Source organism: Lysobacter sp. Root983 (genome assembly GCF_001429345.1).
Lineage (GTDB): Bacteria > Pseudomonadota > Gammaproteobacteria > Xanthomonadales > Xanthomonadaceae > Lysobacter.
On record NZ_LMJO01000004.1, the window covers coordinates 1 to 24,280 of the forward strand.

The 24,280-nt window shown below is 65.4% G+C and carries 35 protein-coding genes and 1 pseudogene; 33 read left to right on the plus strand and 3 right to left on the minus strand.

What is annotated here, in order from left to right; translation table 11 throughout:
• Positions 1 to 33 precede the first annotated feature (33 nt).
• The 31 genes and pseudogenes from ASE43_RS21180 to ASE43_RS07070 form a co-directional block, all read left to right on the plus strand.
• Positions 34 to 132: pseudogene (locus tag ASE43_RS21180) on the plus strand (elongation factor Tu); the annotation flags it as partial.
• A 570-nt stretch (positions 133 to 702) separates the two neighbouring features.
• On the plus strand, positions 703 to 1,014 hold the full coding sequence (gene rpsJ, locus ASE43_RS06925; protein ID WP_022968186.1) for a 30S ribosomal protein S10: 312 nt from the start codon (positions 703 to 705) through the stop codon (positions 1,012 to 1,014).
• An 11-nt stretch (positions 1,015 to 1,025) separates the two neighbouring features.
• Positions 1,026 to 1,682, plus strand: coding sequence for a 50S ribosomal protein L3 (rplC, locus tag ASE43_RS06930; RefSeq protein WP_056172304.1), 657 nt, complete (start codon positions 1,026 to 1,028; stop codon positions 1,680 to 1,682).
• Between the two features lie 2 nt (positions 1,683 to 1,684).
• A complete protein-coding gene (gene rplD / locus ASE43_RS06935; RefSeq protein WP_055902318.1) occupies positions 1,685 to 2,290 on the plus strand; it encodes a 50S ribosomal protein L4 in 606 nt (201 codons plus the stop codon).
• Entirely contained in the window at positions 2,287 to 2,583 is a 297-nt protein-coding gene (gene rplW, locus ASE43_RS06940; RefSeq protein WP_056172307.1) for a 50S ribosomal protein L23, read from the plus strand. Before rplD ends, rplW begins: the two co-directional genes overlap by 4 nt.
• A gap of 10 nt (positions 2,584 to 2,593) precedes the next feature.
• Positions 2,594 to 3,421 carry a 50S ribosomal protein L2 gene (rplB, locus tag ASE43_RS06945; RefSeq protein ID WP_055902324.1) on the plus strand — a complete coding sequence of 276 codons (828 nt, stop codon included), beginning with the start codon at positions 2,594 to 2,596 and terminating at the stop codon, positions 3,419 to 3,421.
• Between the two features lie 6 nt (positions 3,422 to 3,427).
• Complete coding sequence (rpsS, locus tag ASE43_RS06950; protein ID WP_056172311.1) at positions 3,428 to 3,697, plus strand: 30S ribosomal protein S19; 270 nt, start codon at positions 3,428 to 3,430, stop codon at positions 3,695 to 3,697.
• Positions 3,698 to 3,707: 10 nt separating this feature from the next.
• Positions 3,708 to 4,043, plus strand: a complete 336-nt coding sequence (gene rplV / locus ASE43_RS06955; RefSeq protein ID WP_056176302.1) for a 50S ribosomal protein L22 — start codon at positions 3,708 to 3,710, stop codon at positions 4,041 to 4,043.
• A 14-nt stretch (positions 4,044 to 4,057) separates the two neighbouring features.
• On the plus strand, positions 4,058 to 4,801 hold the full coding sequence (gene rpsC, locus ASE43_RS06960) for a 30S ribosomal protein S3 (protein ID WP_056172314.1): 744 nt from the start codon (positions 4,058 to 4,060) through the stop codon (positions 4,799 to 4,801).
• Between the two features lie 6 nt (positions 4,802 to 4,807).
• Entirely contained in the window at positions 4,808 to 5,221 is a 414-nt protein-coding gene (rplP, locus tag ASE43_RS06965) for a 50S ribosomal protein L16 (RefSeq protein ID WP_055902334.1), read from the plus strand.
• A complete protein-coding gene (rpmC, locus tag ASE43_RS06970) occupies positions 5,221 to 5,406 on the plus strand; it encodes a 50S ribosomal protein L29 (RefSeq protein WP_056172318.1) in 186 nt (61 codons plus the stop codon). The genes rplP and rpmC overlap by 1 nt, the downstream gene beginning before the upstream one ends.
• 11 nt (positions 5,407 to 5,417) lie before the next feature.
• Positions 5,418 to 5,687, plus strand: a complete 270-nt coding sequence (gene rpsQ, locus ASE43_RS06975) for a 30S ribosomal protein S17 (protein ID WP_055902341.1) — start codon at positions 5,418 to 5,420, stop codon at positions 5,685 to 5,687.
• A 14-nt stretch (positions 5,688 to 5,701) separates the two neighbouring features.
• Complete coding sequence (gene rplN, locus ASE43_RS06980) at positions 5,702 to 6,070, plus strand: 50S ribosomal protein L14 (RefSeq protein ID WP_056172322.1); 369 nt, start codon at positions 5,702 to 5,704, stop codon at positions 6,068 to 6,070.
• 16 nt (positions 6,071 to 6,086) lie between these two features.
• Positions 6,087 to 6,401 (plus strand): 50S ribosomal protein L24, encoded by a 315-nt coding sequence (gene rplX / locus ASE43_RS06985; RefSeq protein ID WP_056172324.1) that lies wholly within the window; start codon positions 6,087 to 6,089, stop codon positions 6,399 to 6,401.
• Between the two features lie 11 nt (positions 6,402 to 6,412).
• Complete coding sequence (rplE, locus tag ASE43_RS06990) at positions 6,413 to 6,955, plus strand: 50S ribosomal protein L5 (protein ID WP_056172328.1); 543 nt, start codon at positions 6,413 to 6,415, stop codon at positions 6,953 to 6,955.
• 15 nt (positions 6,956 to 6,970) lie between these two features.
• Positions 6,971 to 7,276 (plus strand): 30S ribosomal protein S14, encoded by a 306-nt coding sequence (gene rpsN, locus ASE43_RS06995; RefSeq protein ID WP_056172331.1) that lies wholly within the window; start codon positions 6,971 to 6,973, stop codon positions 7,274 to 7,276.
• A gap of 135 nt (positions 7,277 to 7,411) precedes the next feature.
• Positions 7,412 to 7,810, plus strand: coding sequence for a 30S ribosomal protein S8 (gene rpsH / locus ASE43_RS07000; RefSeq protein ID WP_056172334.1), 399 nt, complete (start codon positions 7,412 to 7,414; stop codon positions 7,808 to 7,810).
• 13 nt (positions 7,811 to 7,823) lie between these two features.
• Entirely contained in the window at positions 7,824 to 8,351 is a 528-nt protein-coding gene (gene rplF, locus ASE43_RS07005) for a 50S ribosomal protein L6 (protein WP_056172337.1), read from the plus strand.
• Positions 8,352 to 8,410: 59 nt separating this feature from the next.
• Complete coding sequence (rplR, locus tag ASE43_RS07010) at positions 8,411 to 8,764, plus strand: 50S ribosomal protein L18 (RefSeq protein ID WP_056172342.1); 354 nt, start codon at positions 8,411 to 8,413, stop codon at positions 8,762 to 8,764.
• A gap of 163 nt (positions 8,765 to 8,927) precedes the next feature.
• Entirely contained in the window at positions 8,928 to 9,470 is a 543-nt protein-coding gene (gene rpsE, locus ASE43_RS07015) for a 30S ribosomal protein S5 (RefSeq protein WP_055902361.1), read from the plus strand.
• Positions 9,463 to 9,669: a 50S ribosomal protein L30 gene (rpmD, locus tag ASE43_RS07020; RefSeq protein ID WP_036111762.1), complete on the plus strand. Its 207-nt coding sequence runs from the start codon at positions 9,463 to 9,465 to the stop codon at positions 9,667 to 9,669. The genes rpsE and rpmD overlap by 8 nt, the downstream gene beginning before the upstream one ends.
• 10 nt (positions 9,670 to 9,679) lie before the next feature.
• Entirely contained in the window at positions 9,680 to 10,117 is a 438-nt protein-coding gene (gene rplO / locus ASE43_RS07025) for a 50S ribosomal protein L15 (protein WP_056172345.1), read from the plus strand.
• Between the two features lie 7 nt (positions 10,118 to 10,124).
• Positions 10,125 to 11,486, plus strand: coding sequence for a preprotein translocase subunit SecY (secY, locus tag ASE43_RS07030; protein WP_056172348.1), 1,362 nt, complete (start codon positions 10,125 to 10,127; stop codon positions 11,484 to 11,486).
• 232 nt (positions 11,487 to 11,718) lie between these two features.
• Positions 11,719 to 12,075 carry a 30S ribosomal protein S13 gene (gene rpsM / locus ASE43_RS07035; protein ID WP_056172351.1) on the plus strand — a complete coding sequence of 119 codons (357 nt, stop codon included), beginning with the start codon at positions 11,719 to 11,721 and terminating at the stop codon, positions 12,073 to 12,075.
• 10 nt (positions 12,076 to 12,085) lie between these two features.
• Positions 12,086 to 12,478: a 30S ribosomal protein S11 gene (rpsK, locus tag ASE43_RS07040; RefSeq protein ID WP_055902370.1), complete on the plus strand. Its 393-nt coding sequence runs from the start codon at positions 12,086 to 12,088 to the stop codon at positions 12,476 to 12,478.
• A gap of 14 nt (positions 12,479 to 12,492) precedes the next feature.
• Positions 12,493 to 13,122 carry a 30S ribosomal protein S4 gene (rpsD, locus tag ASE43_RS07045; RefSeq protein ID WP_055902372.1) on the plus strand — a complete coding sequence of 210 codons (630 nt, stop codon included), beginning with the start codon at positions 12,493 to 12,495 and terminating at the stop codon, positions 13,120 to 13,122.
• A 50-nt stretch (positions 13,123 to 13,172) separates the two neighbouring features.
• Positions 13,173 to 14,171, plus strand: a complete 999-nt coding sequence (rpoA, locus tag ASE43_RS07050) for a DNA-directed RNA polymerase subunit alpha (RefSeq protein ID WP_055902375.1) — start codon at positions 13,173 to 13,175, stop codon at positions 14,169 to 14,171.
• Between the two features lie 290 nt (positions 14,172 to 14,461).
• The gene (gene rplQ, locus ASE43_RS07055; protein WP_056172353.1) at positions 14,462 to 14,833 is read left to right on the plus strand and encodes a 50S ribosomal protein L17; all 372 of its coding nucleotides are present in this window, start codon (positions 14,462 to 14,464) and stop codon (positions 14,831 to 14,833) included.
• 234 nt (positions 14,834 to 15,067) lie between these two features.
• Positions 15,068 to 15,583 (plus strand): disulfide bond formation protein B, encoded by a 516-nt coding sequence (locus ASE43_RS07060; RefSeq protein WP_057159993.1) that lies wholly within the window; start codon positions 15,068 to 15,070, stop codon positions 15,581 to 15,583.
• A gap of 61 nt (positions 15,584 to 15,644) precedes the next feature.
• Positions 15,645 to 17,033: a 3-deoxy-7-phosphoheptulonate synthase class II gene (locus ASE43_RS07065; RefSeq protein WP_056172358.1), complete on the plus strand. Its 1,389-nt coding sequence runs from the start codon at positions 15,645 to 15,647 to the stop codon at positions 17,031 to 17,033.
• An 85-nt stretch (positions 17,034 to 17,118) separates the two neighbouring features.
• The gene (locus tag ASE43_RS07070; RefSeq protein WP_057159994.1) at positions 17,119 to 17,574 is read left to right on the plus strand and encodes a hypothetical protein; all 456 of its coding nucleotides are present in this window, start codon (positions 17,119 to 17,121) and stop codon (positions 17,572 to 17,574) included.
• A gap of 310 nt (positions 17,575 to 17,884) precedes the next feature.
• Here ASE43_RS07070 and ASE43_RS07075 read toward each other — a convergent pair whose 3' ends face one another.
• The 3 genes from ASE43_RS07075 to typA form a co-directional block, all read right to left on the minus strand.
• Positions 17,885 to 19,549: an amidase gene (locus ASE43_RS07075; RefSeq protein ID WP_082607156.1), complete on the minus strand. Its 1,665-nt coding sequence runs from the start codon at positions 19,547 to 19,549 to the stop codon at positions 17,885 to 17,887.
• A 66-nt stretch (positions 19,550 to 19,615) separates the two neighbouring features.
• Positions 19,616 to 20,086 (minus strand): DUF2127 domain-containing protein, encoded by a 471-nt coding sequence (locus tag ASE43_RS07080; protein ID WP_056172365.1) that lies wholly within the window; start codon positions 20,084 to 20,086, stop codon positions 19,616 to 19,618.
• A gap of 34 nt (positions 20,087 to 20,120) precedes the next feature.
• Positions 20,121 to 21,950 carry a translational GTPase TypA gene (gene typA, locus ASE43_RS07085; protein ID WP_056172367.1) on the minus strand — a complete coding sequence of 610 codons (1,830 nt, stop codon included), beginning with the start codon at positions 21,948 to 21,950 and terminating at the stop codon, positions 20,121 to 20,123.
• A 188-nt stretch (positions 21,951 to 22,138) separates the two neighbouring features.
• Here typA and ASE43_RS07090 point away from each other — a divergent pair, with 188 nt between their 5' ends.
• Positions 22,139 to 22,633 (plus strand): peptidylprolyl isomerase, encoded by a 495-nt coding sequence (locus ASE43_RS07090; RefSeq protein ID WP_056172370.1) that lies wholly within the window; start codon positions 22,139 to 22,141, stop codon positions 22,631 to 22,633.
• 414 nt (positions 22,634 to 23,047) lie between these two features.
• On the plus strand, positions 23,048 to 24,253 hold the full coding sequence (locus ASE43_RS07095) for an aminotransferase class I/II-fold pyridoxal phosphate-dependent enzyme (RefSeq protein WP_056172373.1): 1,206 nt from the start codon (positions 23,048 to 23,050) through the stop codon (positions 24,251 to 24,253).
• Positions 24,254 to 24,280: the final 27 nt, after the last annotated feature.

Consider the following 24,280-nt stretch of genomic DNA (forward strand, 5'->3'; position numbering starts at 1 on the left):
CGCTGATCAACCCGGTGGCGATGGACGACGGCGCTGATCAACCCGGTGGCGATGGACGACGGCCTGCGCTTCGCGATCCGCGAAGGCGGTCGTACGGTCGGCGCCGGCGTGGTGGCGAAGATCATCAAGTGACCCTTTGACCCGGGCGCCTCTGGCGCCCGGCCTTGTCAAAGGGGCATTCCCGCGAAGGCGGGAATCCAGGTCGCCCGCGTAGTTTGGGCCCTGGCAGATCCAGTCTCACCGCAACATGCAACACAGGAGCCGGGGTTCGCGCCCCGGCTCCGGGTCCTCCGGGCCGGCCCTTTCGGGGCGCCGACCCGGGCATCCGCCGCCGATCGGGCGGGGCGCTTGCGTCCTTCCCGGCAATACGGTTAGAATGCTCGACCACCGCGCCAGGTCTGTTAACTCAGGCCGGCACGACCAGCGAAATGAGGAGCAGGACGCACCTCGTATTCGCCAGACAGGGATATGTCGCACGGCAGCGCTCCGTACGTTCCGGGCCCTCGAGGCTTCCAAGGAACGCACACGGGGCCCTTCGTGCGTTCTGCTCAGTCTGGGCGGATCGGGAAACCGGTCTGCCTTAGTTTTTTTCCAGGCAAGGAAGCTCCGGGGCGAGGGTGCTGCTCTGGAGTGTTTGCGTTTTCGTGGGGTTCGGCACACCCAGAAGCCGGCCCGTCGCTCTTTCAACCAAGGAATTCCGTCATGGCGGACCAAAAGATCCGGATTCGGCTGAAGGCGTACGATCATCGTTTGATCGACCGCTCGGCCAGCGAGATCGTCGAGACGGCTAAGCGGACCGGCGCGCAAGTGCGCGGCCCGATCCCGCTGCCGACCAAGATCGAGCGTTACACCGTTCTGGTTTCCCCGCACGTCGATAAGGACGCGCGCGACCAGTACGAGACCCGCACGCACAAGCGCGTGCTCGACATCGTCGACCCCAACGACAAGACCGTGGACGCGCTGATGAAGCTCGAACTCGCGGCTGGCGTCGACGTGCAGATCAAGCTGACCTGAGGCAAGCCACCATGACCGCGAAGAAATATTCGTTGGGCATCGTCGGCCGTAAGGCCGGCATGAGCCGCGTCTTCCTCGCCGACGGTAAGTCGGTGCCGGTGACGCTGATCGAAGCCACTCCGAACCGTATCACCCAGATCAAGACCACCGACACCGACGGCTACAGCGCCGTGCAGGTGACGGTCGGCGTGCGCCGCGCTGCGCTCGTCAACAAGCCGGAAGCCGGTCACCTCGCCAAGGCGAAGGTCGAAGCCGGTCGCGGCCTGTGGGAGCTGCGCGTGGAAGCCGACCAGATCGGCGCTTTCGAAGTGGGCGGCGAGATCAAGGCCGACATCTTCTCCGAAGGCCAGATCGTCGACGTCCAGGGCATCACCAAGGGCAAGGGCTTCCAGGGCACGATCAAGCGCTGGAATTTCCGCATGGGCGACGCGACGCACGGTAACTCGCTGTCGCACCGCTCGCCGGGTTCGATCGGCCAGCGCCAGACGCCGGGCCGCGTTTTCCCGGGCAAGAAGATGTCCGGTCACATGGGCGCCGTCCAGCAGAGCACGCAGGGCCTGGAAGTGGTCAAGGTCGACGCCGAGCGCGGCCTGATCGCCATCAAGGGCGCCGTGCCGGGCGCGCCGGGCGGCGACGTGATCGTCCGTCCGACGAGCAAGGGAGCATAACGATGGAACTTGCCATCAACGGTAGCGACAAGAAGCTGTCGGTTTCCGACGCCATCTTCGATCGCGAATTCAGTGAAGACCTGGTCCACCAGGTCGTTGTGGCCTACCGCAACGCGGGCCGCGCCGGCACCAAGGCGCAGAAGACGCGTTCGGAAGTCAACGGCACCACCAAGAAGTCGAAGAAGCAGAAGGGCGGCGGTGCGCGTCACGGCGCGCTGACGGCTCCGATCTTCGTCGGCGGCGGCGTGACCTTCGCGGCCAAGCCGCGCAGCTTCGCGCAGAAGGTCAACCGCAAGATGTACCGCGCAGCGATGGCTGCGATCCTGTCGGAGTTGAACCGTCAGGGCCGCATCACCGTCGTCGAGACGCTGGACATCGACTCGCCGAAGACCTCGGGCATGGTCGCCAAGCTGAAGTCGCTCGAAATGGGCCGTCGTCCGCTGCTCGTCACCGAGGAAGCCTCCGAGAACCTGTACCTCTCGGCGCGCAACCTGCCTTACGTTGAAGTCCGCGACGTTCAGGGACTCGATCCGGTCGCCCTCGTCGGCGCCGATTCGATCGTGTTCACGACCGATGCGGTCAAGAAGATCGAGGAGTGGCTGGCATGAACGACGCCAAGCTCTACAGCATCATCCGTGCGCCGCGCGTGTCCGAAAAGACCGCGCGTCTGCAGGAAGTTTCCAACCAATACGTCTTCGAAGTCGCGACGGACGCTACCAAGGCCGACATCAAGGTCGCCGTGGAAAAGCTGTTCGACGTGAAGGTCGAGGCGGTGAATGTGGTCAACGTGAAGGGCAAGAACAAGGCCTTCAAGTTCCGCATGGGCCGTCGCGCCGACTGGCGTAAGGCGTACGTGAAGCTGGCCGCTGGCCAGTCGATCGACGTGATTGCCAAGCCCTGAGGAAAGACCCATGGCATTGATGACTTTCAAGCCCACTTCCCCCGGCCGCCGTAGCGCGGTCCGCGTGGTGACGCCGGGCCTGCATAAGGGCGCGCCGCACGCGGCGTTGGTCGAGAAGCAGAGCAAGAGCGGCGGCCGTAACCACCACGGTCGCATCACCACCCGTCATATCGGCGGTGGCCACAAGCAGCATTACCGCATCATCGACTTCAAGCGCGACAAGGTCGGCATCCCCGCCCGCGTCGAGCGGATCGAATACGATCCGAACCGCACCGCGCACATCGCGCTGCTGTGCTACGTCGATGGCGAGCGTCGTTACATCATCGCCCCCAAGGGCCTGAAGGACGGCGACCAGGTGATCGCGGGCCGCGACGCCCCGATCCGCGTCGGCAACACGCTGCCGCTGAGCAACATCCCGGTCGGCACCACCGTGTGCTGCGTCGAGATGAAGCCGGGCAAGGGCGCCCAGCTGGCCCGCGCGGCCGGCGCCAGCGCCTACCTGGTGGCTCGCGAGCAGGGCTACGCCACGCTGCGTCTTCGCTCCGGCGAAATGCGCAAGGTGCCGTCGGAATGCGGCGCCACGATCGGCGAAGTCGGCAACGACGAGCACAGCCTCGAGAAGCTCGGCAAGGCCGGCGCCAAGCGCTGGCGCGGTATCAAGCCGACCGTCCGCGGCGCGGCCATGAACCCGGTCGACCATCCGCACGGCGGTGGTGAGGCCAAGGCTGGCCAGGGCAACCCGCATCCGGTCACGCCGTGGGGCGTGCCGACCAAGGGTTACAAGACGCGTAAGAACAAGCGTACGCAGCAGTTCATCGTTCGCGATCGCAGGAGCTAATCGGCCATGGCACGTTCACTCAAAAAGGGTCCGTTCGTCGACCACCATCTCGCAAAGAAGGTGGAGACCGCGGGCAACAACAAGAAGCCGATCAAGACCTGGTCGCGTCGCTCGATGGTGCTGCCGGAGATGGTGGGTTTCACCATCGCGGTGCACAACGGCAAGAACCACATCCCGGTGTTGGTCAACGAAAATATGGTTGGCCACAAGCTTGGCGAATTCGCCCTGACCCGTACGTTTAAGGGTCACGGCGGCGACAAGAAGTCGGGCAAGTAAGGAGATGACCATGGAAGCGAAAGCCATCCTGCGCACCGCGCGCATCTCCCCGCAGAAGGCCCGCCTGGTCGCCGACCAGGTGCGCGGTCTGTCCGCCGAACGCGCCGTCAACCTGCTGAAGTTCTCGGATAAGAAGGCAGCTGCACTGATCCGCAAGGTCGTGGAGTCCGCCATCGCCAACGCCGAGAACAACCAGGGCGCCGACGTCGACGAGCTCAAGGTCAAGACCATCATGGTGGACGAGGGTCCCGCACTGAAGCGCTTCATGGCGCGTGCGAAGGGCCGCGGCACCCGCATCCTCAAGCGCACCAGCCACATTACTGTGGTTGTGGGCGCGGGCAAGTAAGGCGGAGTCAGACAATGGGTCATAAAGTTCATCCGACCGGTATCCGCCTTGGTATCTCCAAGGACTGGAACTCCAAGTGGTTCGCCGGCAAGAAGCAGTACGCCGAGTACCTGGCCGCCGATCTCAAGGTCCGCGAGATGCTTCGCAAGAAGCTCGCGCAGGCCGGTATCTCGAAGATCTTCATCGAGCGTCCGGCCAACAACGCCCGCGTCACGATCCACACCGCCCGTCCGGGCGTGGTGATCGGCAAGCGCGGCGAGGACATCGAGAAGCTGCGTAAGGAAGTCAGCGCGCTGATGGGCGTTCCGGCGCACATCAACGTGACCGAGGTCCGCAAGCCGGAACTCGACGCGCAGCTGGTCGCCGAGTCGATCGCTCAGCAGCTCGAGCGCCGCATCATGTTCCGTCGCGCGATGAAGCGCGCCGTGGGCAACGCGATGCGCCTGGGTGCCCTGGGCATCAAGGTCAACGTCGCCGGCCGTCTCAACGGCGCCGAGATCGCGCGTTCGGAGTGGTACCGCGAAGGCCGCGTGCCTCTGCACACCCTGCGCGCCGACATCGACTACGGCTTCGCTGAAGCCAAGACGACGTACGGCATCATCGGCATCAAAGTCTGGGTCTACCGCGGCGAAATCTTCGATTTCTCGCAGGTCGGCCAGGAAAAGCAGGACGATTCGCCGCGCAGCGATCGTGGTGACCGCGGCGACCGCGGCGACCGTAACGACCGTCCGGGCCGTCCTGCCCGCGAACAGAGGTAATCCGCCATGTTGCAACCCAAGCGAACCAAGTACCGCAAGGTACACAAGGGCCGCAATGAGGGCCTGAGCTGGAACGGCAATGCCGTCAGCTTCGGCGAATACGGCCTCAAGGCGACCGCACACGGCCAGCTGACCGCGCGTCAGATCGAAGCGGCTCGCCGCTCGATCAGCCGCTACGTCAAGCGCGGCGGCAAGATGTGGATCCGCGTGTTCCCGGACAAGCCGATCACCAAGAAGCCGATCGAAGTCCGAATGGGCTCCGGTAAGGGCAACGTCGAGTACTGGGTCGCTCAGATCCAGCCCGGTCGCATGATTTACGAGATCGAAGGTGTCGCAGAGGACGTCGCGCGCGAAGCGTTCCGTCTGGCGGCCGCCAAGCTCTCGGTGACCACCACTTTCGTTACCCGGACGGTGCGCTAATGGAACTCAAGCAACTGCGCGAGAAGTCGGCTGACGAGCTCAAGGCTCATCTGGTCGACCTGCACAAGGAGAGCTTCGCCCTCCGCATGCAGAAGGCCACCGGTCAGCTCGCTAAGACTCATGAGGCCCGCCGTGTTCGCCGCGAGATCGCTCGCGTGAACATGCTGCTGGGTCAGAAGAAGTAAGGACCCACGCCATGACCGACAACAACACAGAGAAGGCGCTGCGCACGGTTGAAGGCCGGGTCGTCAGCAACAAGATGGACAAGACCGTCACCGTGCTCGTCGAGCGTCAGGTCAAGCACGCGCTGTACGGCAAGTACATCCGTCGCTCGACCAAGCTCCACGCCCACGACGCCGAGAACGCCTGCAAAGAAGGCGACATTGTGCGAGTGAAGGAAATTGCGCCGATGTCGAAGACCAAGAACTGGAGCGTGGTTGAGATCGTCAGCCGCGTGGCCGAATAAGAGGAGGCTGAACCATGATCCAGATGCAAAGCTACCTCGCCGTGGCCGACAACTCCGGTGCTAAAGAAGTGATGTGCATCAAGGTGCTCGGCGGCTCCAAGCGCCGTTACGCGCACATTGGCGACATCATCAAGGTCACCGTCAAGGACGCGATCCCGCGCGGCAAGGTCAAGAAGGGCGACGTCTACGACGCCGTCGTGGTCCGTACCCGCAAGGGCGTTCGTCGCCCGGACGGTTCGCTGATCCGCTTCGATGGCAACGCTGCGGTGTTGCTCAACAACAAGCATGAGCCGATCGGCACCCGTATCTTCGGGCCCGTGACTCGCGAGCTGCGCTCGGAGAAGTTCATGAAGATCGTCTCGCTCGCGCCTGAAGTGCTCTGAGCGGAGGAACTAGACCATGAACCGTATCAAGAAGGGCGATCAGGTGATCGTCACCGCCGGCAAGGACAAGGGCAAGAAGGGCGACGTCGTGCGCGTTCTCGGCGACAAGGTCGTCGTGGCGAACATCAACATCGTCAAGCGCCACACCAAGCCGAATCCGCAGGCCAACCAGCCGGGCGGCGTGATCGAGCGCGAAGCGCCGATCCACATTTCCAACGTCATGCTGTTCAACCCGGCCACCGGCAAGGGCGAACGCATCGGTTTCAAGGTGCTGGAGGATGGACGCAAACTGCGTGTGTTCCGCTCCAGCGGTGAGGCGGTTGACGCCTGAGGAATGCTGAAATGACCACCCGGCTCGAAGAGTTCTACAAGAATGAAGTGGTTCCTGCGCTGACCGAGAAGTTCGGTTACAAGAACCCGATGGAAGTGCCGCGCCTGAGCAAGATCACGCTGAACATGGGCGTGGGCGAGGCTGCGACCAACAAGAAGATCCTGGAAAACGCCGTCGCCGACATGGCCAAGATCTCCGGCCAGAAGCCGATCGTGACGAAGACCCGCGTGTCGGTGGCTTCGTTCAAGATCCGCGACGGCTGGCCGATCGGCGCCAAGGTCACCCTGCGCCGCGCCAAGATGTACGAGTTCATGGACCGCCTGATCAACATCTCGCTGCCGCGCGTGCGCGACTTCCGCGGTGTCTCGGGTCGTTCGTTCGACGGCCGTGGCAACTACAACATGGGCGTCAAGGAACAGATCATCTTCCCGGAAATCGATTTCGACCAGGTAGACGCGCTGCGCGGCATGGACATCGCGATCACCACGACCGCGAAGACCGATGCCGAGGCCAAGGCCCTGCTCGAAGCCTTCCGCTTCCCGTTCCGCAACTGAGTCTAGGATTGAACTATGGCTAAGACCTCCATGATCAACCGCGACATCAAGCGGACCAAGCTGGTGAAGAAGTTCGCCGGCAAGCGTGATGCGCTGAAGAAGATCATCTCCAGCGACAGCTCCTCCTACGAGGAGAAGCTGGAAGCCGCCGTCAAGCTGCAGAAGCTGCCGCGCGACTCCTCGCCGAGCCGCCAGCGCAACCGCTGCGCCCTGACCGGCCGTTCGCGCGGCGTCTACCAGAAGTTCGGCCTCGGCCGCAACAAGCTGCGTGAAGCCACCATGCGCGGCGACGTGCCTGGTCTTCGCAAGGCAAGCTGGTAAGATAGTCGGCTGTCCCAGCTGTACCGCCGCGGCCCTCGGGTCGCGGCGGCGCTGTTGAAAGTGTCGTAAACCGTTGTATCTATTACTGAAATTCGCAATCCCGCGGATATCGGTGCTACTCATAGGTGATATTCAATGAGCATGACTGATCCCATCGCCGACATGCTGGTCCGCATCAAGAATGCGGCGGCTGTTCGGAAGCAGACGGTGAAGATGCCGTCGTCCAAGGTGAAGGTGGCCATCGCCGCCGTTCTCAAGGACGAGGGCTACATCCTGGACTCGCGCGTGACCCAAACCACGCCGGGCAAGGCCGAACTCGAAATTTCGCTGAAGTACTACGAAGGCAAGCCGGTGATCGAGCGCCTCCAGCGCTACTCCCGTTCGGGCCTGCGCCAGTACCGCGGCAAGGAAGCGCTGCCCAAGGTCCTCGGCGGCCTGGGTATCGCCATCATCTCCACCTCGAAGGGCATCATGACCGATGCGCAGGCGCGCCAGCAGGGCGTCGGCGGTGAAGTCCTGTGCTTCGTGGCCTAAGGGAGGAATCGTAATGTCCCGAGTTGCCAAGAAGCCGGTCGCCCTCCCGAAGGGTGTCGAAGTGAACGTGCAGGCCGACAACGTCAGCGCCAAGGGCCCGAAGGGCACCTTGTCGATCGCGAAGCCGGCGGCCATCAACCTGCAGATCGAAAACGGCGAAGCCGTGTTCACCACCGAAGACGCCGCGCTGATCCCGTTGACGGGCACCCTGCGCGCGATCCTCGCGAACATGGTCAAGGGCGTCTCCGAAGGCTTCGAGCGCAAGCTCGAGCTGGTCGGCGTCGGCTACCGCGCCTCGATGCAGGGTCAGGACCTCAGCCTCGCGCTGGGTTTCTCGCACCCGGTGCTGTTCAAGGCTCCGGAAGGCATCACCATCGCTACCCCCACCCAGACCGAGATCGTGGTCCAGGGCGCGGACAAGCAGCGCGTCGGTGAAGTCGCCGCCAAGATTCGTGGTTTCCGTCCGCCGGAGCCCTACAAGGGCAAGGGCGTGAAGTACGCCGGCGAAGTCATCATCCGCAAGGAAGCCAAGAAGGCCTAAGGAACGCATCGCCCTCGCAGGGCCGTGCCGACCCCCCTTCAGCTTTCGGAGATCAGAACATGAACAAGAACATTTCCCGCCTGCGTCGCGCCAAGTCCACCCGCGCGCACATCCGCGAACTCGGCGTGCCGCGCCTGTCGGTGCTGCGCACCGGTCAGCACCTGTACGCCCAGGTCTTCACCGCCGACGGCTCCAAGGTCCTGGCTGCCGCCTCGACCGTGCAGGCCGACGTCAAGGAAGGCCTGAAGAACGGCAAGAACGCCGAGGCCGCCGTCAAGGTCGGTCACGCGATCGCCGCCAAGGCCAAGGCCGCCGGCATCGAGAAGGTCGCGTTCGACCGTTCGGGCTACCGCTACCACGGTCGCATCAAGGCTCTGGCCGATGCGGCGCGCGAAGGCGGCCTGAAGTTCTAAGGCTTGAAGGCGAGGGGATTCGTCCCCACGCCTGAACCAGACAACTGCCGGCGCGGTCTGCGCCGGGCGTCAGGACGGGTTCCCGTCCTGATCGCGGCACCCGATGCATATCACAACCATAAGCGGCGACGCCGCAAATCCCATAAACCTACGAGATATCGAAATGGCTGAAGAACAGCGTGCACCGCGGGGTCGTGATCGCGACCGTAACCGCGAAGAGATCGACGACGGCATGATCGAGAAGCTGATCGCGGTCAACCGCGTCAGCAAGACCGTCAAGGGCGGTCGCCAGTTCACCTTCACCGCGCTGACGGTGGTGGGCGACGGCAACGGTAAGGTCGGCTTCGGCTACGGCAAGGCGCGCGAAGTGCCGGTCGCGATCCAGAAGTCGATGGAATACGCCCGCAAGGCGATGAACAACGTCGATCTGAACAACGGCACCTTGTGGCACGCCGTGAAGTCGGGCCACGGCGCGGCGCATGTGTTCATGCAGCCGGCGTCGGAAGGTACCGGCGTGATCGCCGGCGGCGCGATGCGCGCTGTGCTGGAAGCGGTCGGCGTCAAGAACGTGCTGGCCAAGGCCACCGGTTCGCGTAACCCGATCAACCTGGTTCGCGCCACGCTGAAGGGTCTGACCGGCATGCATTCGCCGGCCAAGATCGCGGCCAAGCGCGGCAAGAAGGTGGAGGATCTCAACCATGGCTAAGGCTGCTAACAAGCCGGTCGAAGGCGGCACCGTCACGGTGCGCCTCGTCAAGGGTCTGCGTGGCTGCCAGTCGCGTCACCGTCTGTCGGTGAAGGCGCTGGGCCTGAACAAGCTCAACGACGTGCGGACGCTGAAGGACAGCCCGCAGGTTCGTGGCCTGATCAACACGGTCCACTACCTGGTTCAGGTCGAGGGCTAAGGAGAACATCATGCGTCTCAATACACTCAAGCCGGCTGACGGCGCCCGCGAAGACCGCAAGCGCGTCGGTCGCGGTATCGGTTCCGGCCTCGGCAAGACCGCCGGCCGCGGCCACAAGGGTTCGTTCGCTCGTTCGGGCAAGGGCAAGATCAAGGCCGGCTTCGAAGGCGGTCAGACCCCGATGCAGCGTCGTCTGCCGAAGATCGGCTTCCGCTCCAAGACCAAGAAGGACACCGCCGAAGTGCTGTCCTACCAGTTGGACAAGCTGGAAGCCGGCGAGATCGATTTCGCCAAGCTGCTGGCGGCCAAGCTGGTTCCGACCACGGCCAAGCAGGCGAAGATCGTGAAGAAGGGCGAGCTGAACAAGGCGTTCGTGCTCAAGGGCGTGCTGGCCACGGCCGGTGCTAAGGCCGCTATCGAAGCGGCCGGCGGCAAGGTCGAGGAGTAAGCGATACATGGCGCGGAGCAGCAACGCGATGGCCGGTCTCGGCGGCGGTCTCGGTAAGTTCACCGAGCTCCGCCAACGTCTGCTGTTCGTAGTCGGCGCATTGATCGTCTACCGCATCGGTTGCTACATCCCGGTGCCGGGCGTCAATCCCGAGGCGATGCTCAAGCTCATGGAATCGCAGAAGGGCACGATCGTGGACATGTTCAACATGTTCTCGGGCGGCGCCCTTCACCGTTTCAGCCTGTTCGCGCTGAACGTGATGCCGTACATCTCGGCGTCGATCATCGTGCAGCTGCTGGTGCAGATCGTGCCCAGCCTGAAGGCCATCCAGAAGGAAGGCGAGTCGGGCCGGCGCAAGATCAACCAGTGGTCGCGCATGGGTGCGATCCCCCTGGCCGTGTTCCAGGCCTGGGGTATCGCGACGGCCTTGCAGGCCGGCGGCGCGAGCCAGGGCATCCCGGTGGTCTACAACCCGGGTCCGGGCTTCATCCTGACCGCGGTGATCGCGTTGACCGCGGGCACCATGTTCCTGATGTGGATCGGCGAGCAGGTGACCGAGCGCGGCATCGGCAACGGCGTGTCGTTGATCATCTTCGCCGGCATCGTCGCGGGCCTGCCCGCCGCGGTGATCACGATGTTCACCCAGATCAACGACGGCACCATGAACCCCATGACCGCGATCGCGGTGGTGGCCATCGTGGTGGTGTTCACCTACCTGGTGGTGTTCGTCGAGCGTGGCCAGCGGCGGATCACGGTCAATTACGCCCGTCGTCAAGGCGGCCGTAACGCCTACATGAACCAGTCGTCGTTCCTGCCGTTGAAGCTCAACATGTCCGGTGTGATCCCGGCCATCTTCGCCTCGAGCATCGTGATGTTCCCGGCGACGGCGGCCACCTGGTTCAGCCAGAGCAGCTCGGCCACCTGGCTGCAGCGGGTCAGCCAGTGGCTGAACCCGGGCGAGCCGCTGCATATGATCCTGTATGCGGCCCTGATCATCGGTTTCGCCTTCTTCTATACGGCGCTGGTGTTCAACTCGCAGGAAACGGCCGACAATCTGAAGAAGTCGGGCGCGCTGATTCCGGGCATCCGCCCGGGCAAGGCGACGGCCGACTATGTCGACGGCGTGCTGACCCGCCTCACGGCGGCCGGCGCGGCTTATCTGGTGATCGTCTGTCTCCTCCCGGAGATCATGCGCACCCAACTGGGCACCTCGTTCTACTTCGGCGGCACTTCGTTGCTGATCGTGGTGGTGGTGGTGATGGATTTCATCGCTCAAATCCAGGCTCATCTGATGTCCCATCAGTACGAGAGCCTGTTGAAGAAGGCGAACTTGAAGGGCGGCTCGCGCGGCGGTCTCGCGCGCGGGTGAGTCGGGGCCATTCCGCGCGCCAGAGTAGCGCGCGGGGCGAGTGGGGCGGGATCGCCCTGTTCAGCCAGTCCCGATTCGTCGCCGGAGCATGGGCACACTCCCCATGCCGTGGTTCCGTGGCACCCCTGGGTGCCGCGGGGCTTCCTATTAACCCGAGACCTTGTTAAAATTTCCAGTTCACTCCGCCGGGATTAATCCGTCTCGGCCGCCAAACTCAGTTGGAGATCGCGTTATGGCGCGTATTGCGGGCGTCAATTTGCCTGCCCAGAAGCATGTCTGGGTCGGTTTGCAAAGCATTTTCGGCATCGGCCGTACCCGTTCGAAGAAGGTCTGCGATGCCGCAGGCGTGAATTCTTCGACCAAGATCCGTGACCTGTCCGAGCCGGAAGTCGAGCGCCTGCGCGCCGAAGTCGGTAAGTACGTGGTCGAAGGCGACCTGCGTCGCGAGGTCGGTATCGCTATCAAGCGTCTGATGGACCTGGGCTGCTACCGCGGCCTGCGTCACCGCCGCGGCTTGCCGCTGCGCGGTCAGCGCACGCGTACCAATGCACGTACCCGTAAGGGTCCGCGCAAGGCCATCAGGAAGTAAGGGGTAGACCATGGCTAAGCCGGCAGCTGCAAAAACCAAGAAGAAGATCAAGCGCGTCGTCACCGACGGCATCGCCCACGTCCACGCTTCTTTCAACAACACGATCATCACGATCACCGACCGCCAGGGCAACGCGCTCTCGTGGGCGACTTCGGGCGGCGCGGGTTTCCGCGGCTCGCGTAAGTCGACCCCGTTCGCCGCTCAGGTCGCCGCCGAAAAGGCAGGCCGTGCTGCGCTCGACTACGGCGTGAAGTCGCTGGAAGTGCGCATCAAGGGTCCGGGTCCGGGCCGTGAGTCCGCCGTTCGTTCTTTGAACAACGTCGGTTACAAGATCATGAACATCATCGACGTGACGCCTATCCCGCACAACGGGTGCCGTCCGCCGAAGAAGCGTCGCGTCTGAGGAGCTGAAGAAAAATGGCTCGTTATATCGGTCCCACCTGTAAGCTCGCTCGTCGCGAAGGCGCCGACCTCGGCTTGAAGTCGTCCGCTCGCGCACTCGATTCGAAGTGCAAGCTCGAGCAGAAGCCCGGCCAACACGGCCCCACCGCCCGCAAGGGCAAGCTGTCCGACTACGCCACCCAGCTTCGCGAGAAGCAGAAGGTCAAGCGTATTTACGGCCTGCTGGAACGTCAGTTCCGCAACTACTACAAGAAGGCTTCGACCAAGAAGGGCAACACCGGCGAAAACCTGCTGCAGCTCCTGGAGACGCGTCTCGACAACGTGATCTACCGCATGGGCTTCGCGGTCACCCGTCCGGCCGCTCGTCAGTTGGTCTCGCACCGCGGCGTTACGGTTAACGGCAAGTCCGTCAATCTGCCGTCCTACCAGGTCAAGGCCGGCGACGCGATCGCGTTGTCCGAGCGGGCCCAGAAGCAGCTGCGCGTGCAGGAATCCCTGACCGTGGCCTCGCAGATGGACCTCTCGCCGTCCTGGGTCGAGGTCGACAGCAAGAAGTTCAGCGGTGTGTTCAAGGCTGTGCCGGATCGTGCCGATCTGCCGGCCGATATCAACGAAGCGCTGATCGTCGAGCTGTACTCGAAGTAATTATCTTTTGAAGCCCCGGTTCGCCGGGGCCTCGCAGGAGACACCGAAACATGACGGTTACCGCCAACCAGGTACTGCGTCCGCGCGGTCCCCAGATCGAACGCCTTGCCGGCAATCGCGCCAAGGTCGTGATCGAGCCGCTGGAACGCGGCTACGGCCACACCCTCGGCAATGCGCTGCGCCGTGTGCTGCTGTCTTCGATCCCGGGTTTCGCCATCACCGAAGTCGAAATCGATGGCGTGCTCCACGAGTACACCACCGTTGAAGGTCTCGAAGAGGACGTGCTTGAAGTCCTGTTGAACCTCAAGGACGTCGCCATCCGCATGCACACCGGCGACGCTTCCACGCTGTCGCTGGCCAAGCAGGGTCCTGGCATCGTCACCGCCGGCGACATCAAGACCGACCACAACGTCGAAATCTTGAACACCGAGCACGTGATCTGCCACCTGACCAAGGACACGGCGATCAACATGCGTCTGAAGATCGAGCGTGGCTTCGGCTATCAGCCGGCCGCCGCGCGCCGTCGTCCGGACGAAGAAACCCGCACCATCGGCCGCCTGATGCTGGATGCCAGCTTCTCGCCGGTCCGTCGCGTCGCCTATGCCGTCGAAGCCGCGCGCGTCGAACAGCGTACCGACCTCGACAAGCTGGTGCTGGACATCGAAACCAACGGCACGATCGACGCCGAGGAAGCCGTGCGCACCGCCGCCGACATCCTCACCGATCAGCTGTCGGTGTTCGGCGATTTCACCCACCGCGACCGCGGTGCGGCGAAGCCGGCCACCAGCGGCATCGATCCGATCCTGCTGCGTCCGATCGACGACCTCGAGCTCACCGTTCGTTCGGCCAACTGCCTCAAGGCCGAGAGCATCTACTACGTCGGCGATCTGATTCAGAAGACCGAAGTCGAGCTGCTCAAGACCCCGAATCTGGGCAAGAAGTCGCTCACCGAGATCAAGGAAGTGCTGGCTCAGCGCGGCCTGTCCCTCGGCATGAAGCTGGAAAACTGGCCGCCGGCCGGGATCGCTCAGCACGGCATGATGGGGTGAGCCCCAGCCTCGCTCGCGCGGCACTGCCGCGCGGCTGGGGCGAACGCCCGACGCGCTGCGTCGGGCAGGGGAGCGACAAGGGTCCACGCCGAAGCTAGCCGAAGCGTGGACGCTTGATCCATCGGCAGTATCGCAACACCGCAACACGCAACACAGACGTCGACGGGCCGCAGGCCCGCGACGATGCCCGATCAGGACGAACGGGCTCGGACCATCCGCAGTCCATGCAACAACGCCATGAAGGCGACAGCGAACCTCAATAGCGACACCATTCATCAGGAATCACGACCATGCGCCACCAGAAATCCGGACGTAAGTTCAGCCGCACCAGTGCCCATCGCGATGCGATGTTCACCAACATGGCTGCGTCCCTCATCAAGCACGGCCTCATCCGCACCACTCTGCCCAAGGCCAAGGAACTGCGCCGCGTCGCAGAGCCGCTGATCACCTTGGCCAAGGTCGACGGCGTCGCCAACCGCCGCCTTGCCTTCTCGCGCCTGCGCGACAAGGAAGCCGTGGGCACGCTGTTCACGACCCTGGGTCCGCGCTATCAGGCGCGTCCGGGCGGTTATCTGCGCATCCTCAAGTGCGGTTTCCGCGCTGGCGACAATGCGCCGATGGCCTACGTCGAGCTGGTCGACCGTCCCGAAGCCGCCGAGTAATCGACGGCGCGGAGATCGATCCGCAGCGATACCCCGCAACGTCGCGCCAGCGGCGATGCGAGCGAGAGCCCCGGCCCAGGCCGGGGCTTTTGCGTTCTGGCGACGGTTACGACAGCAACGGTTTCGCGGGCAACAAAGGCAACTTTTGCCGCCTGTCGGAGTCTTCTGACGACATAACCGAACCGGCGCCGCTGCCCGCTAGGCACGGCGCTGCCCACGACGTAAGGTGACCACATGACCGCCAGTCCATTTTCCGCCTCGTTCCGCGTCCAATACCTGCTCGGCTTTCTGGCCTGCGCGGGCCTGCTGGGCTACGCCTTCTACCTGCAATTGCACGACGGCCTGGAGCCGTGCCCGCTGTGCATCTTCCAGCGCGTGGCCTTCTTCGCGCTCGGCCTGGTGTTCCTGATCGGCGCGATCCACGGACCCAAGGGCGCGCGCGGCCGCAAGACCTACGGCGTGTTCGCGCTGCTGGCCGCGCTGGGCGGCATCCTGGTGGCCGGCAATCACGTCCGTCTGCAGCACCTGCCGCCGGACCAGGTTCCGGCGTGCGGCCCGGGCCTGGACTACATGCTCGAGGCCATGCCGATCGCCGGCGTGATCCGCAAGGTCATGACCGGTTCCGGCGAATGCGCCGCGGTCGACTGGACCTTCCTGGGCCTGGCCATGCCGGCCTGGAGCCTGATCTGCTTCCTGGTGTTGGCCGCCTGGGCCGCCTACGCCGCGTTCCGCAAGCGCGTTACCGTTTGATCGCCGACGCGTCCTGCGCGCGTCCTTCGCAATTCGTACCGCAACCACTGGATCCAAGGAAATGAGCGCCACCGACCGCAACCTCCGAGCCGTCAACCTGCCAGCCAACTGGACGCCCACGTCCTGGCGCGAGCGCACCGCGCTGCAGTTGCCGACCTATCCGGACGCGGCCGAACTCGCCGACGCCCTGCAGGAACTGCGCAACCTGCCGCCGCTGGTGACCTCGTGGGAGATCCTCGCGCTCAAGCAGCAGCTGGCGGAGGCCCAGGAGGGCAAGCGCTTCCTGCTGCAGGGCGGCGACTGCGCCGAGAGCTTCGATCAGTGCTCCTCGGACGTGATTTCCAACCGGCTCAAGGTGCTGCTGCAGATGAGCCTGGTGCTGGTGCACGGCATGCGCAAGCCGGTGGTGCGGGTCGGGCGTTTCGCCGGCCAGTACGCCAAGCCGCGTTCGGCCGACACCGAGACCATCGGCGACGTGACTCTGCCCAGCTACCGCGGCGACATGGTCAACGCGCCGGCCTTCACCGAGGCCGCGCGCCGCCCCGATCCGCGCCGCATGATCAAGGCGCATGCGCGCTCGGCGATGACGATGAACTTCGTGCGCGCCCTGATCGACGGCGGTTTCGCCGACCTGCATCACCCCGAGTACTGGAACCTGAACTGGGTCGGGCATTCGCCGCTCGCCGACGAGTACCGGCGCATGGTCAATGCGATCGGCGATGCGGTGCGCTTCATGGAGACCCTGTCGGGCTCGGAAGTGCACAACCTCAACCGGGTCGACTTCTACACCTCGCACGAAGCCCTGCTGCTGCCCTACGAAGAGTCGCTGACCCGGCAGGTGCCGCGTCACTGGGGCTACTTCAACCTCAGCACCCATTACCCGTGGATCGGCATGCGCACCGCCGCCGCCGACGGCGCCCACGCCGAGTACTTCCGCGGAATCCGCAATCCGATCGCGCTCAAGGTCGGTCCCTCGGTTACGTCGGACCAGTTGCTGCGCACGATCGACCTGCTCAACCCCGAGGACGAGCCGGGCCGCCTGAGCTTCATCCATCGCATGGGCGCGGGCACGATCGCCGACAAGCTGCCGCCGCTGCTGGACGCGGTGCGCCGCGACGGTCGCCGCGTGCTGTGGGTCTGCGATCCGATGCACGGCAACACCGAGAGCACCAGCAACGGCTACAAGACCCGCCGCTTCCGCAACATCCGCAGCGAGATCGAGCAGGCCTTCGAGCTGCATGCCGCGGCCGGCACCCGCCTGGGCGGCGTGCATCTGGAGCTGACCGGCGAGGACGTGACCGAATGCCTGGGTGGCGCACGCGAGCTCACCGAGAGCGATCTGGAACGCGCCTACCACTCCACGGTCGATCCGCGCCTGAACTACGAGCAGGCGCTGGAAGTGGCGATGCTGATCGTGCGCAAGCAGGCGCAGATCGCCGCGCCGGCCTGAGCCCGACGGCTAGACCAGAACCGGCTGCGATACGCCGCCGGTTCGGGTCTTACTTGGCCCGACGCTTGCCGACACGGGACCTCGAATGACGCACGAGCGCGCCAACCGCTGGCTGATCGCGGCCGGCCTCGGCAGCGCCTTGGCGGCGCTGTTGCATCTGGGCTGCATCGCGTTCGGCGCGCCCTGGTACCGGTTCTTCGGCGCCGGCGAGCGGATGGCGCAGCTGGCGATCGCGGGCAGTCCGTATCCGACGGTCGTGACCCTGTTGATCGCCGGCGTACTCGCTATCTGGGCCTTGTACGCGCTGTCCGGCGCGGGTGCGATCCGGCGTCTGCCCTTGTTGCGCAGTGCTTTGTGCGCGATCACCGCGGTCTACCTGCTGCGCGGCGTGATCGCGCTGCCGTTCGTCGCGCAAATGCCGGAGCGCAGCCCGGCGTTCTGGTACTGGAGTTCGGCGATCTGCTTCGTCCTGGGCGCGTTGCATCTGATCGGCCTGCGCCAGGTCTGGGCGCACCTGTCGGCCAGTCGCAGCGTGCGGTGAACCGCGTCGTTCGCGCAGCCGCCCGCTCGTAGCGAGATGGCGATGGTGCGGTTATCACCGCACCCTACGAGTCCGAGAGGCCGTCTGTGGGATGTGGTGAGCGCTGCGAACCGCATCGTTCGCGCAGCCGCCCGCTCGTAGTGAGATGGCGATGGTGCGGTTATCACCGCACCCTACGAATCCGAGAGGCCGGCAGTAGGATGTGGTGAGCGCAGCGAACCGCATCGTCGCGTAGCCACGCGCATTGGACGAGACGGCGGTGGCGCGGTTACATCGCCGCAGCCAACGCCGCTGCGATTGTCGCCGCGCCCTACGGCGCCCGCACCGATTCCATCGATACGCTGGGCAGATAACGCGGCGCTATGCGCGCGCGCGTGAGCTGCTCGAAGGCGTAACCGTAGCCGAGCAGCTTCGCCTCGCTCCATTTCGGTCCCAGAAAGGCCAGGCCCACCGGCAGGCCGCGGACGTCGCCCATCGGAACGGTCAGGCTGGGGTAGCCCGCGACCGCGGCCGCGCCGTAACCGGCGCCGCCGAAGTGGTCGCCGTTGATCGGATCGACCAGGAACGCCGGGCCGGTCGTCGGCGCGACCAGGGCGTCGAGCTGGTGGCGTTTGAGCGTGGCGTCGATGCCTTGAGGACCGGCCAGCCGCCGCGCTTTCGCCGCGGCCTGGCGGTAGGCCGCATCGCTGAGCGGGCCCATCTTGGCGGCGCTTTCGAACAGTTCCTGGCCGAACAACGGCATCTCCTGCTCGGCATGCGCGCGGTTGTAGGCGATCAGCTCCTCCAGCGTGCGCACCGGCGCCTGGCTGTCGCGCAGATAGCGCTCCAGGCCGTCCTTGAACTCGTACAGCAGCACCTGGTACTCGGCCTCGTCCCACTGCCCGGCGGTGGGGATCTCGACCTCGATCACGGTGGCGCCGGCCTTGCGCAGGCTTGCGATCGCGCGCTCCAGCGCGGCGTTGAGCTCGGGTTGATAGCGCACGCCGGAGTTGTGCAGGAAACCGATGCGCGCGCCTTGCAGGGCGCCCGGATCGAGTGCGGCGCCGTAGTCGGCGAGGCGGTGCCCGTCGGCGCGGCGCGCGGCTTCGTCGCCGCCGGCGTCGGCCGCGGCCAGCGCGCTCAGCAGACGCGCCGCATCGGCGACGCTGCGCGCCATCGGGCCGGCGGTGTCCTGGCTGGCCGAGATCGGGATGATGCCGCTGCGGCTGATCAGGCCCACGGTCGGCTTCAGGCCGACCAGGCCGTTCATGGCCGAGGGGCACAGGATGCTGCCGTCGGTTTCGGTGCCCACGCCGACCGCGGCCAGGCTGGACGCGATCGCCACGCCGCTGCCGCTGCTGGAGCCGCAAGCCGTGCGATCCAATGCATAGGGATTGCGGGTGAGCAGGCCGCGCCCGCTCCAACCCGAGCTCGAACGGCTGGAACGGAAGTTGGCCCATTCGCTGAGGTTGGTCTTGCCCAGGATCACCGCGCCGGCGGCGCGCAACGCGGCGACCAGCGGCGCGTCGGTCTTGGGCTTGTGCGCGGCCAGCGCCAGCGATCCGGCCGAGTTGGCCATCGGCGTGGCATCGATGTTGTCCTTCAACAGCACCGGGATCCCGTGCAGCGGGCCGCGGAGTTTGCCGGCCTTGCGCTCGGCGTCGAGGCGATCGGCTTCGAGCAAGGCATCGGGATTGAGTTCGATCACCGCATTGAGCAGCGGGCCGTCGTCGTCGAGCGCGGCGATGCGGTCGAGGTAGGCCTGGGTCAGCTGGACGCTGCTGAGGCGGCCGTCGCGCAGGCGGGCGGCGAGATCGTCGAGCGTGGTTTCGACGACGCGGTGCGGGTCGGACAGCGCGCCGACCCTTGATGTGGCCGCCGAGGGTTCGCGCTTGGGCGCGGCGTCGTCGCTGCCGCGAGGGGCGCTCGCGCAGGCGGCCAGGGTCAATGCGAGTGCGAGCGCGGACAGTCGCGGCACAAACGGTGTGGAGTGCATCGGGCTAGCCCCCTTTCGGACGGCTACGAGTATGCACGAGCGCCTTTGCGGCGCTACGCAGCCGCCTCAGTGGCGGCGTTTGAACAGGTCGCGTCCCAGCACCCAGACCACGATCAAATTGATCACCAGCACCGCGACCGCGACCCAGCCCGGGTGCTTGAACAAGGCGTAGAGATCGAAGGGCAGATAGGCGGCGGCGCCGATGCAGCCCAGCCACGAGGCCCAGGCCTTGGCGCGCCACAGGCCCCAGGCTTCGATCACGTGCAGCACGCCGTAGGCCAGCACCGCGAGCGCGGCCAGGTGCACCGAGTGCGGGCTGATCGCGTCGGCGAACTTGGCCAGCCCGCCGTGCTCGGGATTGAGGTGGAAGCGCGTGATCAGTTCGTGGATCCAGCGCTGCAGCGGCGCCGGACCCAGCAGTTCCAGCCCGCTCGCGGCGAGCAGGCCCAGCAGGCCTTTGGCCGCTTCGACCAGCGCGATCACATGCAGGCCCGGGTGGGCCTGCGGTCGTGGATCGTAGTGAGCCTCGTCGCTCACGCGATGCGCTTGCGTGCGCCGGCGTGGATCGCGATCAGGCCGCGCGCGAGGCGCGCTTGCGATCGCTTTCGCTGAGGAACTTCTTGCGCAGGCGGATTTCCTTCGGGGTGACTTCGACCAGCTCGTCGTCCTCGATGAAGTCCAGCGCCTGCTCCAGCGTGTACTTGATCGCCGGGGTCAGCTTGATCGCGTCGTCCTTGCCCGAAGCGCGCATGTTGGTCAGCGGCTTGGGCTTGATCGCGTTGACGGTCAGGTCGTTGTCCTTGGAGTGGATACCGACCAGCTGGCCTTCGTACACCTGATCGCCTTCGGCGGCGAACAGGCGGCCGCGCTCTTCCAGCGGGCCCAGCGAGTAGGCCGGGGTGGTGCCGGCGGCATTGGCGATCATCACGCCGTTGATGCGCTTGGCGATCGCGCCGGTTTCCTTCGGACCGTAATGGTCGAACACGTGGAACAGCAGGCCCGAGCCCTGGGTCAGGGTGCGGAACTCGTTCTGGAAGCCGATCAGGCCACGCGCCGGGATCATGTAGTCCAGGCGCACGCGGCCCTTGCCGTCGGATTCCATGTTCTTGAGCTGGGCCTTGCGGGTGCCCAACTTCTCCATCACGCCGCCCTGGTGCTGCTCTTCGATGTCGACCACGAGCTGCTCGACCGGCTCCATCAGCTGGCCGTCGATTTCCTTGATGATCACTTCCGGGCGCGACACCGCCAGCTCGAAGCCTTCGCGGCGCATGTTCTCGATCAGCACCGACAGGTGCAGCTCGCCGCGGCCGGAGACCAGGAACTTGTCGGGGTCGGAACCTTCCTCGACCTTCAGCGCGACGTTATGCAGGGTCTCGCGCTCGAGGCGCTCGCGCAGCTGGCGGCTGGTCAGGAACTTGCCGCCGCTGAGCTCCTTGTGACCGGCGAACGGCGAATTGTTGACCTGGAAGGTCATGCTGATCGTCGGTTCGTCGACGGTCAGGGCGGGCAGGGCTTCCGGGGTATCCAGGGCGCAGACGGTGTCGGAGATCGACAGGTCGGCGACGCCGGAGATGGCGACGATGTCGCCGGCCTCGGCTTCCTCGGCCTCGATGCGCTCCAGGCCCATGAAGCCCAGCACCTGCAGGACCTTGCCCTGACGCTTCTTGCCTTCGCGGTCGACCACGCTGACCGGCATGTTGCGGCGGACCTTGCCGCGCTGGATGCGGCCGATGCCGATCAGGCCGACGAAGTTGCTGTAGTCCAGCTGGCTGATGCGCATCTGGAACGGGCCGTCCAGGTCGACCTGCGGCGGCGCCACGTGCTTCATGATCGCTTCGTACAGCGGGGTCATGTCGCCGTCGCGCGCGGAGTCGTCCAGGCTGGCGTAGCCGTGCAGCGCCGAGGCGTACACGATCGGGAAATCGAGCTGCTCGTTGGTGGCGCCGAGCTTGTCGAACAGGTCGAACACCTGGTCGATCACCCAGTCCGGACGCGCGCCGGGGCGGTCGATCTTGTTGACCACCACGATCGGCTTGAAGCCCATCGCGAAGGCCTTCTGGGTCACGAAGCGGGTCTGCGGCATCGGGCCGTCCATCGCGTCGACCAGGATCAGCACCGAGTCCACCATCGACAGCACGCGCTCGACCTCGCCACCGAAGTCGGCGTGTCCCGGGGTGTCGACGATGTTGATGCGGTTGCCCTGCCAGGTGATGGCGGTGTTCTTGGCCAGGATCGTGATGCCACGTTCCTTTTCCTGGTCGTTGCTGTCCATCGCGCGTTCGGCCAGCACCGTACGTTCCGACAGGGTGCCCGATTGCTTCAACAGGCAGTCGACGAGGGTGGTCTTGCCATGGTCGACGTGGGCGACGATGGCGATATTGCGGAGGTTTTGGATGGACATGCGGAGAGCGCCCTGGGTGTAGAGCGTGGAGGCCTGGAGAGAAGCCGATCATTATACCTGTCAAATGCGACGGCTGCCCGTTCAGCTGAACGGGGTGGGGTATCCTTGTGGATTGGCCCGGCCGTCGCCATGTCGGCGGCAGGTTTCCGGACCCGAACACCCCCTCCATCCACTCCCAGGAGACGGCTATGAGCCTGACCGCCACTTTCGACACCGACCGCGGCCCGATCCGCATCGAGCTCGCCGCCGACAAGGCCCCGCTCACCGTCGCCAACTTCGTCAACCTGGCCCAGCGCGGCTTCTACGACGGCCTGAACTTCCACCGCGTGATCGCCGACTTCATGGTCCAGGGCGGCTGCCCGCTGGGCACCGGCACCGGCGGCCCCGGCTACCGCTTCGAGGACGAGACCCGCAACGGCCTGCCTCACGAGCGCGGCGTGCTGTCCATGGCCAACGCCGGCCCGGGCACCAACGGCAGCCAGTTCTTCATCACCCACATCCCCTGCGCCTGGCTGGACGGCAAGCACACCGTGTTCGGCAAGGTCGTCGAAGGCTTGGACGTGGTCGACGCGATCAAGCAGGGCGACAAGATCAAGTCGGTGAAGATCGACGGCGACGCCGCCGGCGCGCTGGCGGCCAAGGCCGACCGCGTCGCCGAGTGGAACAAGATCCTGTCGCCCTGAGCGGACCCTGAGCTAACCGGCCCCGCGGTCCGAACGACCGCGGCGGCCGCGCCGGCCGCTCCTGCGGCGCGCCGGCCTCCTGTGGGAGCGGCGTAAGCCGCGATTCGGCCGGCCCCGTGGCTGCGAATCGCGGCTTACGCCGCTCCACAGCATTTGCGGCGGGAGGCGGTCCCGTGCGGTCCCGACGCGGCCTGTTTGCCGATCCCACGCGGTGCGCGTGCGGATCCGGCCCGTACCCGCGCCGACGCCGCGGACGCGGGTTTCGCGGTTCGCGCCGGCCGGCGCCGGGATGCCGCTGTGCTACCATTTTGCGGCTCGATTCCGGTGGTTCCGGACGCATTCGGACACCGTACGCAGCGCGTTCGCTCGCACACCTCCCCGCATCCGTCGTACACCACCCCACGAGGTTTCACGATGCCCCAGCTTGCCCGGCGCATCGGTCGCGCCAAGCCCAGCGCGATCATGCAAGTTGCCGAAAAGGCCAAGCGGCTCAAGTCCGAAGGCCGCGACATCATCAGCTTCTCCATCGGCGTCCCCAACTTCCTGCCCGGCGAGCACGTCTACGCCGCGGTGCGCGAGGCGCTGAGCAAGGACAGCGGCCAGTACGGCAGCAACCGCGGCGCCGACGTGCTGCTCGATGCCTTCCTCGAACACATCGGCAAGATCGGTCTGACCGGCTACGGCCGCGTCAACGTGGCCACCGGCATCGGCGCCAAGCACGTGATCTACAACATCGCCGAGGCGCTGTTGGACGAAGGCGACACCATCGTCTTCCCGACCCCGTACTGGACCAGCTATCTCGACATCGCCGAGATCGTCAACGCCAAGATCGACCTGCTGCCGTGCCCGGCCGAGCAGGACTACAAGCTCACGCCCGCGCAGCTCGACGCCGCGCTGGCGCGCAAGCCCAAGGTGTTCCTGTTCAACAACCCGTCCAACCCGACCGGCATGGTCTACGGCAAGGACGAGATCGATGCGCTGGCCGATGTGCTGGTGAAGTATCCGGACACCTGGATCATCACCGACGACATCTACAACCGCATGGTGTTCGACGGCCTGGGCTATCACAACTTCGTGCACGCGCGCCCCGAGCTGCGCGACCGGGTGATCTTCCTGGACTCGCTGTCCAAGACCTACGGCATGCCGGGTTGGCGCGTGGGCTTCATGGCCGGTCCGGAGTCGGTGGCGCAGGCCCTGGCCACGATGAACTCCAACCACATCACCAACATCCCGGAGATGGTCACCGCGGCCGCGGTCGCCGCGCTGAACGGTCCGCAGGACATCCCGACCCAGAAGTGCGCCGAGTTCCAGGCCAAGCGCGATCAGGTCATGGCGGTGATGGACGCGATTCCGGGCGTGATCTGCCCGCGTCCGCAGGGTGCGTTCTACGTGTTCCCGGACATCAGCGTCGCCTACGGCAAGACCCATGCGCCCAGCGGCCAGAAGATCGGCAACGATATGGACTTTTGCAACGTGCTGCTGGAAACCAAGGGCGTGGCCTGCGTGCCGGGCTCGGCCTTCGGCGAACCGCGCGCGTTGCGCATCAGCTACACCTGTCCGACGCCGCAGCTGGCGCCGGGTCTGCAGCGCTTCCAGGAGTTCTTCGCCGAACTCGTCTGAGTCCGGCGCGGAACCGTCAGCGGCGAT